Origin of the sequence: Rhodoferax sp. (genome assembly GCF_028689305.1) — a bacterium.
GTDB lineage: Bacteria > Pseudomonadota > Gammaproteobacteria > Burkholderiales > Burkholderiaceae_C > Rhodoferax.
In genome coordinates this window covers 23,102-39,675 of record NZ_JAQTWM010000028.1, presented here as the reverse complement: position 1 = coordinate 39,675, position 16,574 = coordinate 23,102, and the positions used below count along the sequence as shown (strand labels likewise).

At 56.4% G+C, this 16,574-nt stretch carries 12 protein-coding genes; 9 read left to right on the top strand and 3 right to left on the bottom strand.

Features of this window, described 5'->3' with window-relative positions; translation table 11 throughout:
- The 4 genes from PHW99_RS08095 to PHW99_RS08080 form a co-directional block, all read left to right on the top strand.
- Window positions 1–396: Hpt domain-containing protein (locus PHW99_RS08095; protein WP_300175521.1), on the top strand; the 396-nt coding region annotated here is incomplete at its 5' end.
- Between the two features lie 3 nt (window positions 397–399).
- Window positions 400–1,455: an HD domain-containing phosphohydrolase gene (locus PHW99_RS08090; RefSeq protein ID WP_300175519.1), complete on the top strand. Its 1,056-nt coding sequence runs from the start codon at window positions 400–402 to the stop codon at window positions 1,453–1,455.
- 27 nt (window positions 1,456–1,482) lie between these two features.
- Window positions 1,483–3,384, top strand: coding sequence for a diguanylate cyclase (locus PHW99_RS08085; protein ID WP_300175517.1), 1,902 nt, complete (start codon window positions 1,483–1,485; stop codon window positions 3,382–3,384).
- 2 nt (window positions 3,385–3,386) lie between these two features.
- Window positions 3,387–3,773: a response regulator gene (locus tag PHW99_RS08080; RefSeq protein ID WP_300175515.1), complete on the top strand. Its 387-nt coding sequence runs from the start codon at window positions 3,387–3,389 to the stop codon at window positions 3,771–3,773.
- 20 nt (window positions 3,774–3,793) lie between these two features.
- Here PHW99_RS08080 and PHW99_RS08070 read toward each other — a convergent pair whose 3' ends face one another.
- Window positions 3,794–5,842 carry a methyl-accepting chemotaxis protein gene (locus PHW99_RS08070; protein ID WP_366913193.1) on the bottom strand — a complete coding sequence of 683 codons (2,049 nt, stop codon included), beginning with the start codon at window positions 5,840–5,842 and terminating at the stop codon, window positions 3,794–3,796.
- A gap of 196 nt (window positions 5,843–6,038) precedes the next feature.
- On the opposite strand from PHW99_RS08070, the gene PHW99_RS08065 reads away from it, so the two are divergent.
- Together PHW99_RS08065 and PHW99_RS08060 are read left to right on the top strand one after the other, a co-directional pair.
- Window positions 6,039–6,824 (top strand): substrate-binding domain-containing protein, encoded by a 786-nt coding sequence (locus PHW99_RS08065; RefSeq protein ID WP_300175513.1) that lies wholly within the window; start codon window positions 6,039–6,041, stop codon window positions 6,822–6,824.
- A gap of 67 nt (window positions 6,825–6,891) precedes the next feature.
- On the top strand, window positions 6,892–10,434 hold the full coding sequence (locus PHW99_RS08060; RefSeq protein ID WP_300175511.1) for a PAS domain S-box protein: 3,543 nt from the start codon (window positions 6,892–6,894) through the stop codon (window positions 10,432–10,434).
- Window positions 10,435–10,477: 43 nt separating this feature from the next.
- Here the strand turns inward: PHW99_RS08060 and PHW99_RS08055 are convergent, their stop codons facing one another.
- A complete protein-coding gene (locus PHW99_RS08055) occupies window positions 10,478–10,747 on the bottom strand; it encodes a hypothetical protein (RefSeq protein ID WP_300175509.1) in 270 nt (89 codons plus the stop codon).
- 516 nt (window positions 10,748–11,263) lie between these two features.
- Here PHW99_RS08055 and PHW99_RS08050 point away from each other — a divergent pair.
- Entirely contained in the window at window positions 11,264–14,743 is a 3,480-nt protein-coding gene (locus PHW99_RS08050; RefSeq protein ID WP_300175507.1) for an MASE3 domain-containing protein, read from the top strand.
- A gap of 10 nt (window positions 14,744–14,753) precedes the next feature.
- Here the strand turns inward: PHW99_RS08050 and PHW99_RS08045 are convergent, their stop codons facing one another.
- Window positions 14,754–15,332, bottom strand: coding sequence for an MOSC domain-containing protein (locus PHW99_RS08045; RefSeq protein WP_300175505.1), 579 nt, complete (start codon window positions 15,330–15,332; stop codon window positions 14,754–14,756).
- A 122-nt stretch (window positions 15,333–15,454) separates the two neighbouring features.
- Between PHW99_RS08045 and PHW99_RS08040 the strand changes: the two genes are divergently transcribed.
- Both PHW99_RS08040 and PHW99_RS08035 read left to right on the top strand, forming a co-directional pair.
- Window positions 15,455–16,384: an alpha/beta fold hydrolase gene (locus tag PHW99_RS08040; RefSeq protein ID WP_300175503.1), complete on the top strand. Its 930-nt coding sequence runs from the start codon at window positions 15,455–15,457 to the stop codon at window positions 16,382–16,384.
- A gap of 20 nt (window positions 16,385–16,404) precedes the next feature.
- A partial coding sequence (locus PHW99_RS08035) for a chromate transporter (protein WP_300175527.1) occupies window positions 16,405–16,574 on the top strand: 170 nt, incomplete at its 3' end.

The following is a 16,574-nucleotide window of genomic DNA, read 5'->3' as shown; positions in this document are numbered from 1 at the left end:
ATGCCTTCATCCGGCACAACACCAGTTGTGCTGCCAGAACCTGCGACTGCCACCACCGCACCGATTGTTCTGCAGCGATTGCTTGATTTGTTGGGGGACGATGAGGCCGCCATCGACGAGCTGCTGGTGATGTTTCAGCAGTCACTGGTGTCCATGCAGCAGCGGCTGCAACAGGCCCGGCACCATGATAGGCAGGCCCTGAAACCGCTGGCACACGAGTTGAAAGGTGGTGCGGCCAATATCGGTGCCGAAACGCTGACCGAATTGGCACGCAAACTGGAAAACGCGGCGCTGGCGAATAACAGCGCCGAAATGGATGGTCTGGTGGATGCCATAGAAGCCGAATGTGGGCATATTGATGCCTTCGTCACGGGTCGTAACGATAAAAGGATTTGAACAATGTCCAGATTTCTCGTCGTTGATGACAACGCCACCAACCTCGCCCTGTTTCGCCACTTGTTGCAAAAACTTGACGCCGCCGATATCCAGTGTTTTGCCGACCCCAAAATGGCGCTGGAATGGTGCGTGGACAACGAACCCGACCTGATCTTGCTTGACTATCGGATGCCCGATATCAACGGCTTGGAGTTTTTGCGCCGTCTACGGCTGATCCCGGGGCGCGCCGACGTTTCAGTAGTGATGGTCACGGCGGACACAGAGAACGACATCCGCTACCAGGCGCTGCAACTGGGTGCCCAGGACTTTCTCACCAAACCAGTGGACAAAACCGAGCTCACCGCCCGGGTTCGCAACCTGACCGCGCTGCGGCAAAGCCAGAAGAAACTGGCCGACCGAGCCGCCTGGCTGGCTGAAGAAGTGCGCCTAGCCACTGCCGAGATCGCTGCGCGTGAGAAAGAAGCGATTTTGCGGCTCTCGCGTGCGGCGGAATACCGCGATCCGGAAACAGGAGCCCACCTGTTACGCATGTCGAGTTACGCCCGCATCATCGCAGCACAACTCGGGCTGTCAACCGCCGAACAGAATCTTCTGCACGAAGCCTCACCCATGCACGACATTGGCAAAGTCGGCATCCCGGACCACATTCTGCTCAAACCCGGCAAACTCACACCAGAGGAATTCGCTGCCATGAAACAGCACGCGTCCATCGGGCACGAGATCCTGCGCGATTCTGCCTCCACGTTATTGCAGTGTGCCGCTGTGGTGGCCATGTCACACCATGAGAAATTTGACGGCAGCGGTTATCCATCGGGCCTCAAGGGAACGGAGATTCCCTTGTGGGGGCGTATTGTCGCAGTGGCCGATGTCTTCGACGCGCTGACATCAGAACGCCCATACAAGAAAGCGTGGTCGATTGACGAAGCTCGCCGCTTTTTGGAGCAGGGTGCGGGTAGCCATTTCGACCCCGACTGTGTCGCAGGTTTTCTAGCTCAATGGTCCCAAGTGCTGGAAATTCACACGCGTTACAAGGACCATCTCCCGCATCACCCCGAATGACGGTATTGTTGAAATATCACGCCATTTATGCTCGATACCACCCAATTCAACGAACTCAAGGCCAGTGGCAATCTGCCCTCGCCCAGCGGCACGGCGCTCAAGATTCTGCAGCTCTGCCAGCGTGACAACGTCACCCTGACGGAAATCATCCATGTGCTGCAGGTTGACCCGGTCATGGTGGGCCGCATCTTGAAATTGGCCAACTCTGCGGCTTATGGCAGGCCGCGACCAGTGATTGCCCTGACGCCAGATATCTTGATGTCGATCGGCATCCAGGGGGTTCGTCAGGTGGTCCTGGTGTTTTCTCTGGTTTCGGCCCATCGCCAGGGTCATTGCCCGGCCTTCAACTACGATGAATTCTGGTCGCGATCCGTAGCCACCGGTGTCGCCGCCCGGCTCATGGGCACCGTCACACGCCTTGCCCCACCATCGGAGCTGTTCACCGTTGGCCTGCTGGCCAACATCGGTCGACTGGCGCTGGCTTCACTGCGGCCAGAACGTTATGGCGCATTGCTGGCAGAAGCCGGCGGCCCCTTCGCACCCACTTTGTCGGAACTCGAAGCCACCACTTTTGGTTTCACCCAGCTTGAAGTGGGCACTGCCATGATGCGTGACTGGGGGCTGCCCAAACTTTTCACCGATGCCGTTCTGTACCACGAAGCACCCGAAAAATCCCCTTTCCAGCCAGGTTCGCGCGGAGCCAAACTGGTGGACTGTCTGCATTTTGCCGATCACTTCGCCTCACTCTGCTTCATGAAAGACGGGCCACGCAGGGCCGGACTGGCCGAACTCCTGCTGCTGGCCAACAAGCTGGATGTTGCCGATGACGCTGTTCTGGCATTGAGTGATGAAATTTTGGGGGAATGGCGGGAATGGAGCGCCATGTTGACCGTGCCAGTGCATGAATTGACCACCTTCACGACATTGGCCAATTCGCCTGCTGCTAAAGAAATCAAGACCCATGCTGACCCGGCTTTTCCTCTGAATATCCTGGTTGTCGACGACGAACCAACCATGTGCCTGATGCTGCAGAAATTGCTCACAGCAATGGGTCACACGGTGCATGTGGCACGTGATGGTACTGAAGGCTTGAACATGGCGCTCAAACATCAGCCTCATATCGTCATCACCGATTTGATGATGCCACGCGGAGATGGTTTTGCGTTGATTCAGAACCTGCGCAGCCATCAGTTCGGCCATTACGTCTACCTGGTTGTGATCACCGTGCTGGGTGACCACGACAATCTTGCCAGGGCTTTTGAACTGGGTGCCGATGATTACATGGCCAAACCCATTGAAACCAAAGTGCTGCAGGCCCGTCTGCGGGCTGGTATCCGCGTCATCCACGAACACGACAAACTGAGAAAGGACCAGCAAGAGCTTCAACACCGCGTGCTGGAACTCACCATTGCCAACCAGCACTCCAGCGAAGCCGCTCTGACCGACGTCTTGACCGGTTTGCACAACCGCCGCTACGCCATGGAACGGCTGACGCAGGAGTGGGCCAAAACCGAACGAAGTCAGCGCCCGGTATCGTTATTGATGCTGGACATTGATCACTTCAAGCAGGTCAATGACAACTTTGGACATGCCGTCGGGGATGCCATCCTGCGGCAATTTGCCGATGTTCTACGTTCTTTTGCTCGCACCGAAGATGTCCCATGCCGTTTTGGTGGAGAAGAATTTTTGCTGATAGCGCCCGACACCAACCTCAAGGGAGCACAACAACTGGCAGAGAGAATTCGCAGTGCCATTGAAAACAAACCGTTTGTGATAGCGAGAGGCGTTTTGCCAGTCACCGTCAGCATTGGTGTAGCAGAAAAGACTGCCCACCAAAACAACCTGGAAACGTGGATCAAAGCCGCCGACGATGCACTCTACAGCGCCAAGAAGTCTGGTCGCAACAGGGTATCCGTTCACGCCATTTGAACATGAACAATCTCTCATCTCTGCACATTTTGGTGGCAGATGACGTACCGGTGAATCTGCGAGTTGCAACCCTCATGCTGCGACGCATGGGCCACAGTGGTGTACTGGTCACGGATGGCGAGCAGGCACTGCGCGCGCTGGAGCAGCAGCACTTTGATCTGGTGATGCTTGACGTCACGATGCCTGTGCTGGACGGACTGGGTGCACTGAAGGAAATTCGAGCCCGTGAACGTCGCGGCCACCCCCCCATCCCTGTCATCATGGTCACCGGTCATGACCTGCCAGAGGATCGGGATCGTTTTTTCCAAGCTGGCGCCAACGGATTCATTGCCAAGCCTTTGCAGCAGGACATGTTGCAACGGGAACTGGAACGTGTACTGGGCCGGTGATTCCATCCCCAATCACTTGCTCAGAATGTCGCCCAGTCCTCACTGGGTGGGTTGGCCGATAACAACTTGGACTGTGCAGGTATCTGGACACCAGCCTCCACTCGAGAACGGATATCGCGCAATGCCTGCACCACACGCTTGCCGGCTTCAACAAATGAAGAACCGGTTTCCAGCATCTGGTTAGCCTGATCCGATTGCCCTCGATTTGCGACATCAGCCACCTTCGCAGCTTCATTGTGAAAAGTCTTGTGCGCCTCAACCAGGCGGGCAAAATCCGGCATGTTTCCCCAACGACGGCTACCTCCACCGTAAATCCATTTGCCCAAATCACAGCAATCGTCACGTCGAATTTGATTGGCGTCAAGTTGTGTGCGTTTGAGCACGGCATTACGCAAGGTCACACGCCATTGTTGATGCTTGGCAATACTGGCATCAAAATCAATGCTGCCTTCATCGACCACTTCTTTTTGATACTGTTTGCGCAGCTCAACCGCATCGGCTTCGGCCAGGGTGACGTCGCGATCAGTGAGCCGGAAAACACGGATCGAGTTGTGCACCATAACCACCTGATCATCCATGGATTTGGCTGCCGCCGCCAATTCTTCGACCATGGCCGCATTCTGTTGTGTCAGTGAGTCAAGGTGGGCCACAGCATCATTCACGTGGGTCACCCCGATTTCCTGCTCGGTCATGGCATTGCGTATCTCAGCAAGCAACGCTGCGGTCTTTTCGACAGCAGCCATGGTTTCATCCATGCGTGATTGAGCATGCGCCGTCTGCCGGGCACCGGCCTCCACGCACCCGATAGATGCCTCGATCAGCTCCTTCACCTCACGCGCTGCAGTCGAAGTGCGCTGCGCCAACGCCCTCACCTCTGCCGCCACGACGGCAAAACCCCGTCCCTGATCTCCGGCCCGAGCGGCTTCAACCGCTGCATTGAGCGCCAAAATATTGGTCTGGAACGCCACACCATCAATGACCTGAATGATGTTGCCAATCTGGTCGGATGCCCGGGCAATGTCTTTCATTGTGCCCGCCACAGCCTGCACCGCCTCATGGCTGCGCCTGGACATACCAGCAGCTTCGCTGGCCAAAGTTGCGCCCTGGTTAGCCAGTTGTGAGGTCTGCTTGATGGTGCCGCTGATTTCTTCCATTGAAGCGGCGGTCTGCTCCAGGCTGCTTGCCTGAGATTCCGTACGCGAAGACAAGTCGAGATTGCCTGTCGCTATTTCCTGCGACCCCCCTCTCAGGTTGGCGACTTCATGACGAACATCGCGCACCACCGTGCGGACGGACACCGCCAATTGGGCCAACGCCAGCTGCAACTGGCCAATCAATCCCGATTCATTGACCTCAACACCCTTCACCAAATCGCCGGCAGCCAGGCGGTTGGCCACATCCAATACCCCCGTCAAGGGCTGAATATTCAGACGCCAGGCCAACACAGTGGCCACCAGCGCAGCCATCAAGGCAGCGATCAAGGCAGCCCAAACTGGACCATTGAGCGCGGAAACCAGCACGGGTACCAACACCGGCGGTAAGAAAAGTAAGCCCATTCGGGCCACGGGACCTGGTCGTAGACGATGTATCAAACGCCCCAAGACGGTGTTACGCACAACCTCGCCATGCCGGAGACAATGAACAAGCCGTCCTGAAGCGACTTCCTGACGCATCGTGGCATAAAGACTTTCGGCGGGGGCGATTTCAGCCTCTGCCGGTGCACTGCGTACCGACAGATACCCCACAATCTGGCCATCACGACGCACTGGCGTGGCATTGGCGCGAACCCAATAGTGATCACCATTCTTGCGACGGTTTTTGACTAGCGCCGACCAAGGCTTGCCCCCCTCAATCGTGGCCCACATATCCCGGAACGCCTCCGCCGGCATGTCTGGATGCCGCAAGATGTTGTGTGGCTGCCCCAATAACTCTTCCCTGGTATAACCACTGACCATGATGAAGTTGTTATTGCAGTAGGTGATGCGGCCCTTGGTGTCAGTCACCGAGATCAAGGTCTGATCAGATGGAAAGGTATACACCTTACCGGTCACGGGGTGGTTATTTCTCATACTGCTCCTTCTTTGTGCTTATGTGTCAATTCTCGCTTGAAGACATTTAACAGGCACTTGACCAAGGTCATTTAAAAGCCACTCTGCTATGCAGTACACCCTCATCCCACGATGTTCATCGAACATCGATACCTCATCCAACGCGGCAGATTTGGTCTAATAATAGGCAAGCATATTCACTTTTGGAATTGGCATCATGCTGCTCAACATCATGCGCAAAGTTTTCACCGTCCTGCTGTGGTTGGCAGCAACAGCCCATGCCCAAAAAGCCTCAACAGAATTGCTGCTTTACTGCGGCATCACCATGGTCAGACCCATGACTGAAATTGCCCAGGTTTTTGAAAAACGTGAAGGCGTCAAAATCCTGATTGCACAAGGGGGATCGGAAGACCTGTATCAATCTGCCAAAAAAAGTGGCCAAGGTGACTGGTATCTGCCTGGTGAACCCTCCTACCGGGACAAACATCTAGGTGAAGGGCTGCTGGGTGAATTTGTCAATGTTGGATACAACCAGATGGCACTGGTGGTGCAGAAAGGTAATCCCAAAAAAGTCAAACCCGACCCACGCGAGATGCTTCGCAAGGATCTCACCGTTATTCTGGGCAATGCAGAGTCAGGCAGCGTCGGACAGGAAGCTAAAAACGTTCTGGATGGATTGGGCATTTATCCCAAAGTGGTCCAAGCCAGCGTCTTTTTGTCACCCGACTCGCGCAGCCTGATGAATGCCATGAAAAAGGGCGATGCCGACCTGACGCTGAGCTGGCGTGCCGCAGGTCTGTTTGCAGACAATGCGATCAAGCTCGATGTCATTGATCTGGATCCCAGGATTGCGAAGCCACAAGCCTTGTTGCTCAACCTGCTGAAAAGTTCCAAGCATCCAGAATTGGGTCGTAGTTTCATGCAACTGGCCGCTGGTACGGAAGGCCAGGCGATCTTCCGCAAACATGGTTTTCTGGACAACAAGACCGTTGTGGGGCACTGAATGCGTCACACCATCTTCCTTGTAAGGCACCATGAGCCAATCCGCTGAACATCGGCGGTCTGGAAAAATGACGACAAAATCAGTTGATACACCGCTCAAGTGGCTGGTGGGCATCTCGCTGATGTGCCTGCTCCTGGTATTTGGCGTGCGTGGATACTTCAACGACCAGGAAAACGAACTCAAGGCGCGTGGAGCCAACGAGCGAGCACGCCTGTTTGTGGGGGAAGAAATCGTACGCGGAATCCAGGCCATCGAAAAAGACATCTACCGCATGGCTGCCACACAAAATGCGGCTGGATTTTCGCGCATCAAGGAGGGTGTCAATGTCCAGTTGACAAAGCTCCAACATGACTTGAGCGTGCTTAAAAATGGAGGAACCAGCAGGCGACTGATACAGCTCAACATCGATGGCCAGGATGAAGTCACCAAAGAGGCCAGCTACCAGCCCGCACTCGGACATCAGACCCTCGTCATGGAGTTGATCGAAATCGAACCGTTGCTGGGCCAGATTCGGGATCGTGCCGACACACTGGAGCAATTGCTGTCACACCATTGGCTCAGTCTTCATGAGGAAGATCGACAAGCCTTTTTCAGAACAGAGGAGTCCATTGCGCTGTTGCTAAAGCAGATCCCTCCCTACTTTGAGCGGCTCAACGAAAACGCCAACCGCCTCTTTGTAGAGGGTGATCAGCGCCTGCGCGCACTGGAGGCCGAGCTGGAAAATCAAACGCTCAAGCTCAAACGACTTGAGACAGGTCTGATTTCGCTGGTGATTGTGCTGGGCGGTGTCTCCGCTATTTTGTTCATGCGCCGACTGGCTGGCGCACTGTTCGAAGCACAACAGGCCAAAGATGATATTGAGCTACAGCGTGAACAGAATGCGACCATCCTCGACACCCTGAACGATGGTGTTTATGCCACGGACCTCAATGGTCACTTTACCTTTATCAACGCAGCAGGGGAACGTATTCTGGGGTGGACTGCATCCGAACTGACAGGACAATCATCCCATCAGATGATTCACCACCTGCACCTAGACGGAACCGACTTTCCGCAGGAAACCTGTCCTTTGATTACAGTACTGCAGCGGGGCGCTTCCCTGGACGGTGAAGATCACTTTATTCACCGCAATGGTCGTTTCATCCCCGTGTCGTATCGGTCCAAACCGCTCATGCAGGATGGCCGGGTCACCGGTTCCCTGGTGTCCTTTCATGACATCAGCGAGCGCATCGAGAGTGAGGCCCTGATTCGCCTGCAACGCGCAGCGCTGGATGCGGCAGCCAACATGATCCTGATCAGTGATCGCTCCGGGCTGATTGAATATGTGAATCGCGCTTTTTGTCAAACCACCGGCTACACCGAGGATGAGGTGTTGGGACAATCCACCCGCATCCTGAATTCTGGCCTTCAGGACAATGCTTTTTACCAATCACTGTGGGCGGTGCTGCTCAGTGGCCATGCCTGGGAAGGCGAATTGAGCAACCGGCGAAAGAATGGCGAGGTTTACCCAGAACAAATGACCATCACGCCGATTCTCAACGATGGTCAGATTACCCACTTCATTGCCATCAAACGGGACATTTCAGAAGAAGTCAGAACCAGGACACGTCTCAGGCTGGTGGAAACCGCCATTCAGGAAATTGATCAGGGCATCTACATCATGGATGCACTGGTGCATGACGAGGGGCCAATCATTCAGTACGTCAATGCCGGTTTCAGTCACATTACCGGCTACTCGGCACAAGAGGCTGTAGGCACCCATGCCGGGTTCCTGTACACACGAACCGACGCGTACAAATTGGGTCTGATGCAACAGGCCATGAGGCAAGGCACCAATATCACGCTGGAGATGAATTACCAGCGCAAAGACGGCTCGCTGTTTGTGGGAGAACTGCATCTGTCACCCGTACATGGGGACAGCGGGTGCGTCAGCCACTATATCGGCTTGCTGTCAGATATCGGTTTGCGTAAACAGGCCGAGGCGGCACTGCGCGACGCGCGTGACCAAGCCTTGGAAAACTCCCGCCTGAAGTCCGAGTTCTTGTCCACCATGAGTCATGAGATACGTACCCCCATGAACGGCATCATCGGGATGACGGATCTCCTGCTGGACACCAAACTGGATGAGGAACAACGTGAATTCACTGGCATTGTCCGCGACTCGGCACAAACTCTGCTGGTGATCATCAACGACATTCTAGATTTTTCCAAAATTGAGGCGGGCAAACTTGAAGTTGAAATCACTGACTTTTCAGCAGCACTGGTAGTGGAAAGTACGGTCGAACTGCTGCTGTCCAAAGCCCGTGAAAAATCGCTGAATCTGTCAAGTTTTGTTGATCCAGCCCTGCCAACCCAAATGCTGGGTGACCCGACGCGCCTACGTCAAGTGCTGGTGAACTTGATCGGCAATGCCATCAAATTCACCGAGTCAGGTGAGATCACTGTCCGAGTCACCCGATCAACAACCGAAACAGCGCCAACGATTCGATTTGAGGTCACAGACACGGGTATCGGTATTCCGTCTCACACCCAAACCAAACTGTTCCAGTCGTTCACCCAGGCTGACAGTTCAACCACGCGTAAATATGGCGGCACAGGGCTGGGGCTGGCGATCTGCAAACGCTTGATTGAACTGATGGGAGGCCACATCGGCGTCAACAGCGAACCCGGAAAAGGTTCCACCTTCTGGTTTACGCTACCGTTGGAATCCAGCAGCACAGCCCGCCAGATGGACCTGCTATCACCCCACCATACCGAACCGACCACAGAAACGGCCTCCATATCCATTCCAAGACAGGGGACGCGGCACTTGATTCTGCTGGCCGAAGACAACCAGATCAATCAGAAGGTGGCTGAACTGCAAATCAACAAGCTGGGATATGCGCTCCAGATTGTGGCTAACGGCCAGCAAGCCGTGGATGCCGTGTTGGCCGCTGCGGCAGGAAATGCGCCGAATTTTTCTGCCATCTTGATGGACTGCCAGATGCCCGTGATGGACGGGTTTGAAGCCACCGCCGCCATCCGCAAGGCTTTAGGTACAGATGCCAAACGAATTCCCATCATTGCCATGACAGCCAACGCGATGCAAGGTGATCGCGAGCTCTGCCTGGCTGCTGGCATGGACGACTATCTAAGTAAACCCATTGACCCGGAGCAACTGCGCAATCTCCTGGAAAAGTGGACCACTCCGGCCACAACGGACTCGCCCCCCACCGCTATGGAAACAGAGGTTTTGCCAAAGTCAGCAGGCCCCCATTCCATCATCAATTTTGACCTGCTTCATGACTATTTCGGTGATGAGCCACAAATCATCAAAGGCATGCTGGAACTGTTTCAGACCACCACATCAGATTTGCTGGTCAAACTCCGCTCGGCGATCGACACACGCGATTCAAACGCCATCTGTGCTCTGGCGCATGAGATCAAAGGCTCGTCCAGCAACATCGGCATCCAGAGCCTGGCACTGATTGCCAGTCAACTGGAAACAACCGCTGCCATCCAAGGCTGGGACACCACCACCGCTTTGCTGCAGGAACTTGAAGATGCCTCTCACAAGCTAAATGACGCCATCGCACAACTGAACCAACACGGTGTTGCGCCGCAAAAATGAACCCGTGCACTGACGACCCAGTCGTTGCTTCAGAACCATTCAGCTACGGTAACGGGCGCCCGGGGCGCTGCACGCCCTCGGCCCGGGCCAAGAGGTAGGCATGAAGATCCATGATGTGGGCGTTGACACGTGGCTCGTCCTCCCATGCGGGCATGACGATCACTGGCCCTTGGCGCTGCATGATTTCTTCGACCAAAGCGTCCATCGCCGTGTCATTGCTCCTGGCCTGCGTTAAAGGAAGGTTCCAGTCGTAACGCTTGAGCACCAACCCCACAAACCGGCGTGGCCCCATTTCCCGGACTCTGGGCAACAAATCGGGCGCACGCTCAGTCCCGTTGGCATCAGGCCCGTGACAACTCGCGCACCTGTCCTGAAAAACCCGCCACCCGATATAAACTGATCCAGCGGGTTGTGAAAGCCGCGCCACTTCCTGGGCGGCCTGCCTGTTTTCCAATTCCACGGCACATCCACCCAAACACAGTACCGACGTCAAGACCGCAACGGACGAGAGATCATGGCGCTTCATCCAATGGCGCGCGCCAGTCGATTTTTTCGAAAACACAGACAACTCCGTCATGATGTTCCCCTATCTGGTTGGCTCCAACACATGAGTCGGAGCCTCGCTTGCCACCACAGTGTAGATGGCCACCCCCTCGACTGCAACCGCAATTCACCACAAACCTGATCTGAATACCACTGTGATACGGGGATATCTTCAGTTTGTCGAACCCCCAGTCCGTTTGTGGAGGGAGAATGTCCGATCACCGTTTGGGTTCACGGTCAATTGAAGCCCACTGGCTTGGGTCGGCTGCATACACAACCACTCCACATGACATCACTGCCTGATCCCCGTTCCTCTCTCGAAACCGGAAACACGCCGGGGTGGAAGACTTGGCTGTTCTTTTTACTCCCACCCTCACTGCTGGCCAGCATCACCTGGTTGGCAGCAGATGTGAATTACCTGCTGAGTCATACGCTGGCTGAGCTGTTTTCCATTGTGGTCGCCGTCACCGCCCTGGTGGTGGCCACCACGTCACGGCGCTTCACCCGCAACCACTTTGTGGTGTACGTGTCGGTGGCCATTGGCTGGTGCGCCGGACTGGACTTGTTGCACTCCCTGGTGTTCAAAGGAATGCACCTGCTACCCACGGAGAGTGCCAATCCGGCCACCCAGTTCTGGATTGCAGCACGTTTCATGCAAGCCACTGCACTGGTGACGGCTCCTCTGTTTTTGCGGCGCACCACACGGGTGGAATGGCTGCACCTGGGTTTTGGTGCCTGGAGTGTCCTGAGTACGATATTGATCACCACCGGCCAATTCCCGGACGCCTACATTGATGGTCAGGGACTGACCCTGTTCAAGATCATCACGGAATACATCATCATCGGCCTGCTGGGCTTGACCCTGCTGCTGTTCTGGCGTCAACGTTCGCTGATGTCTGGGCAACTGCTCGTCAGCATGGGTGCCGCTGCTCTGGCCATGATAGTGTCAGAGTTTGCCTTTACTCAGTACGTCAGCGTCTACGCTCAATCCAATCTGGTCGGCCACCTGCTCAAAATCTATGCTTACTGGTTTGTCTACATGGCTCTGGTACAAAGCACCTTGCGCGAGCCATTCAGCATGCTGGCACGTGCGGCCAGCACCTATGACGCCGTACCTGATCCAACCTTGATTGTCTCAGTCGACGGTACCATCCGCCAAGCCAATCACGCCGCAGCGGCCCATTGTGGTTATCCTGCCGAACAGTTGGTAGGCCAATCCAGCCATGCCCTGTTTCACGACGCCGATCTGCCGATCGACCGTTGCCCGGTCTGCTCGCGATTGACCGAACGTGATCAGGCGTTTTTGCAGGAATTGGACCTGCCCGCACAACGCGCGGTCGAATGCAGCGCCGCTCCTTTTGCGCAGGAAGATCGAAAACCGACCTGGGTTCAAGTGATACGCGACATCACCGAACGCCGTCAGATGGCACGCGAACGCGAGACCCTGCTCAGCAACCTCGGTGAACGCGTCAAGGAACTGCGCAGCATGTACGCTGTAGCAGAGTTGACCAAACAGGCCAATCTGGATCTGCCCCGACTGTTCGGTGGTGTCGTGCAGCTGCTGCCAGCCGGCTTTTTGATACCCGAGCAGCTGCAGGTATCCATTGAAGGTGACTGGGGGCATTTTGGCACTGACTGGCCGGCTGCGGAGCCACGGCAACAATTGTCTGAACGTGTCACCCTGGCCGATGGCACTGGTGGAACCATTCGTGTCTGGTACCCAGACTCCAGCGCCACTGACAGCCCACTCTTTTTACCTGAAGAACGCGCCCTGATGCAATCCGTCGCCCGGCATGTTGGTGAAACAGTGGAACGGCTGCATGCGGCAGAACGCCTCCAACGCTTATCACACCTGTATGAACTGTTGAGTGCAACCAACCGTGCCGTGGTGCACAGCCAGGATCAGACAGCGTTGTTGCAATCGATCTTTCAGGCGCTGCAGGCCCACGGCACTTTTGCGATGTTTTTCATCGCTTTGACCGATGACGGTCACATCCCCATGCACCTGGCAATGCAACACGGTGTGCCACCGGAACACTTGTCACAGCTGGACCTGATCCTCAGTGATCCCGCTGGCCCGCTGGGCCGACTCTTCGATGAACTGCGCCGGGGTGAAGTGGTGTGGAGCTCCATGACACACAACCACACCGCGCCGTCGGGCAACCCTGACGACAAGCTTGGTCAATGGCAGCGCTACCTGATGGCATGCAACGTCAACCAGCTTGCCGTCTTGCCACTGGTCTGCGATGGCCAGCTCAAGGGGGTGGTGTGGCTGTACGCCAGTGGGCTGACCGTCTTTGACAGCGAACAATTGCGTTTGCTCAATGAGATGACCGGCGACATGAACTTTGCGCTGGAAACCATGGCTGACCAGCAACGCCGGCTGGCTGCGGAGCAGCAGATCCTGCTGATGGAACACCGCTTTGAACAGGTGTTTCGCTACTCACCCGTGCCCATGCAAATCGAGTCACTGGACAATCACCACATCTATGCCATCAACGAAGCCCATCAGCACTGGCTGGGTTATGAACTCGACGATATTGCCGACGAAGACCGCTGGTTCCAGCTGGCCTACCCCGACCAACAAGTACGGGAAGACTTGCAACGCAAGTGGACACAAAGCCTGGCACAGGCCAAAGTGGGACAAGTTGCTCATTCACCGGAATTGACGGTATCTGGAAAGGATGGACGCCTGCACCAGGCTTTCGGCACCATGACAGTGGTGGGCAGCGATGTCATCATCGCCTGGACGGATCTCACGGATATCCGCCAGAGTGAACAGGCGCTGCGTGAAAGTGAACACCGCTTTCGCGGTATGGTCGAACAGACTGTCAGCGGGATGTACGTACGCCGCCATGGCAAGTTCATCTATGTCAACCCACGTTATTGCGAAATCATTGGATGGTCGGAGACAGAATTGCTGGGGCAGGACGTGCTGAAATTTACCTCGCAGGATCCCGAAAACCTGGCTCGCATCCAGCGGGCCTGGGAAGAATTGCATTCCGGTCAGCACCGCGTGACTTACTGCGTACCGGTTCAGCGCAAAAATGGCCAGTTGATCGAACTCGACTTGACCGCCAATATCATCACCTGGGACGATGGTTTGCCTGCGACCATTGTCATGGCACAAGACATCACCGAGCGTAAACGTGCTGAACAAAAAATCGCTACCTATGTCAAACAGCTCGAAGGCGCCATGCGCGGCACCTTGCAGGCCGTGTCAAACATGGTGGAGATACGCGATCCGTACACCGCTGGCCACGAACGCCGCGTGGGATTGATTGCCAGTGCCATTGCTCGAGAATTGAACTGGAGCGCCGAGCGCTGCAATAACCTGGAACTGCTCGGGCTGGTGCACGACATTGGCAAGATCGCTGTGCCGTCCGAAATCCTGACCAAGCCGACGCACCTGACGCCATTGGAGATGGCATTGATGAAAAACCACGCCCAGGTCGGCTACGACATCTTGAAGAATGTGCCGTTTCCGATGCCAGTGGCCGAAATCATCTGGCAGCACCACGAACGCATGGATGGCAGTGGTTATCCCCAGGGTCTCAAAGGTGATGCGATCCTGCCCGAAGCTCGTGTGCTGGCCGTGGCGGACGTGCTGGAATCCATGTCATCACATCGGCCTTATCGCCCGGCCCTGGGACTTGACGCCGCACTGGACGAACTGGTGTCCCACCAAGGCCGCCTCTACGACCCGGAGATGGTAGACGCCGTGATCCGGTTGTTCAAACAACGAGGTTACGTGCTGCCAACCTAATCACCCACATTCAGCGCAGATGTTTGAACATCTTGGCGCGGAACATCTCGGGAATGCTCAAGCGCCGAGGCCCAGCGACCAGTTCAAAGTCTTCACCGGCCTGCAAGCTGCCGGGCTCTTTCACGGCCAGATAAAAACCGCAGCAGCCCTGCTGCGCCATCACCTTGGCCGCCGTGTTGAACCCCATGGTGGCATTGAACTTGTAACACGGCTCGCGTGGCTGGGTGACACGCAGGGCACAGTTGGCAAAACGCAAGATGTCCCCCACCCACACATCGGTTTCCAGCAGACCTTGCAGCGTCAGGTTTTCACCCACACTCCCCCACGGCAAGGTGTCTTGCAGCCCTGACAGGCCAGCCTCGCGACGAACCACCTGCCAGCGGGCGTAATGCTCCGCAGGGTAAGCATAGACGGCCTTGTCCAGTCCGCCGTGCACCGACAAATCAGCCTGTTCATCCCCCTCCAGCCCCAGGGGCATCACCGCCACCGGGCCATGAACAGCCTGCTTGTGGATGGCCGTCAGCACCGAACGGTCATGGATCACGACGCGTCTGGCACGCGCCACTTGCACACTGAGCAGCTGAGGCATCCAACAAACCTTTCAAAAAACACAGCGCCATCCGGTCAATCCACAAGGCCCTTTCCCTGCGAACATCCCCCCAATTGGCCGACAATTGTGACCCAGTTGGTTTCACCGGGGCTTTTTTTGCCATGCTCGCACACCTGCTTCGCCGTTTGTATTTGTTCCAGGTACTGGGTGGCGCCTTGCTGGGCAGCTACCTGGCGGTCCGACACAGCGCTGCGGGTTCGGCAACCGCCTTGTGGTGGATTCCACTGCTGGCCATCGTGCTGCCTTTGGTCTTGCAGTTTCTGGTGATTGCCACCTCCATGGTCAGATCGTGCGCCGACGGGTATTCAAGCTTCTGGTGGCGCGCCTTTTGGGGGGAATTCCAGGCGGCCTTGACCGTCTTTGTGCTGCGTATGCCGTGGGCCGGCAAACCTCCCGGTGTGTTGTTGCCCACCGCTGCGGCAGCCACCGGCGTCAACGCGCCGCCGGTATTGCTGGTGCATGGCTATATCTGCAATCACCGGGTCTGGGACGATCTGGTGACTGCCCTGCGCCAGGCCGGTCACCCGGTGCTCACGCTGGATTTGGAGCCGCTGTTCACGTCCATCGACGACTACGCGCCACTGATCGACAACGCCATCACCACCCTGCTGGCCCGGACCGGCGGCCCAAAAGTGGCGCTGGTGGGCCACAGCATGGGGGGCCTGGCCATCCGGGCCTGGCTGCGCGCCTATGGCTCTGGCCGGGTGGCACGCATCATCACTCTAGGCACACCGCATCAGGGCACCCGCCTGGCCCGTGGCGCCATGACGGCCAACGGTATTCAGATGAATTGGCACAGCCCCTGGCTGGCATCGCTGGCAGACAGTGAAGGTCCTCACCAACGGGCACTGATGCACATCGCCCTGACGGCGCAGGACAACATTGTTTACCCCCAGCGTGAACAGGTGCTGCCTGGCGCCCAGGCCACCGTGTTCCAGGGGTTGGGCCACCTGGAACTGTGCCTAGACACCCGGGTGATCCAATGGGTGCGCCAGACACTTGAGACATCAGGCCCCGTCACGGCCAACTGAAACCATCTATTTGTTCGCCTATGTCAGTCACGCCCTCCAATCAGCCTCGCCCCCATTCCCTGCCCGATCTGTTCTGGGCCTTCACCTGGCTGGCACTGCAGGGTTTTGGCGGTGTGCTGGCCGTTGTGCAACGTGAGCTGGTGGAACGCAGGCAGTGGCTCACGCAGGAACAATTTCTGGAGGACTGGGC

Excerpts from the sequence above, each read along its gene's own strand:
- PHW99_RS08090 (WP_300175519.1), top strand. The coding sequence starts at position 400 with ATGTCCAGATTTCTCGTCGTTGATGACAACGCCACCAACCTCGCCCTG.
- PHW99_RS08085 (WP_300175517.1), top strand. The coding sequence starts at position 1,483 with ATGCTCGATACCACCCAATTCAACGAACTCAAGGCCAGTGGCAATCTG.
- PHW99_RS08080 (WP_300175515.1), top strand. The coding sequence starts at position 3,387 with ATGAACAATCTCTCATCTCTGCACATTTTGGTGGCAGATGACGTACCG.
- PHW99_RS08070 (WP_366913193.1), bottom strand. The coding sequence starts at position 5,842 with ATGAGAAATAACCACCCCGTGACCGGTAAGGTGTATACCTTTCCATCT.
- PHW99_RS08065 (WP_300175513.1), top strand. The coding sequence starts at position 6,039 with ATGCTGCTCAACATCATGCGCAAAGTTTTCACCGTCCTGCTGTGGTTG.
- PHW99_RS08060 (WP_300175511.1), top strand. The coding sequence starts at position 6,892 with ATGACGACAAAATCAGTTGATACACCGCTCAAGTGGCTGGTGGGCATC.
- PHW99_RS08050 (WP_300175507.1), top strand. The coding sequence starts at position 11,264 with ATGACATCACTGCCTGATCCCCGTTCCTCTCTCGAAACCGGAAACACG.
- PHW99_RS08045 (WP_300175505.1), bottom strand. The coding sequence starts at position 15,332 with ATGCCTCAGCTGCTCAGTGTGCAAGTGGCGCGTGCCAGACGCGTCGTG.
- PHW99_RS08040 (WP_300175503.1), top strand. The coding sequence starts at position 15,455 with ATGCTCGCACACCTGCTTCGCCGTTTGTATTTGTTCCAGGTACTGGGT.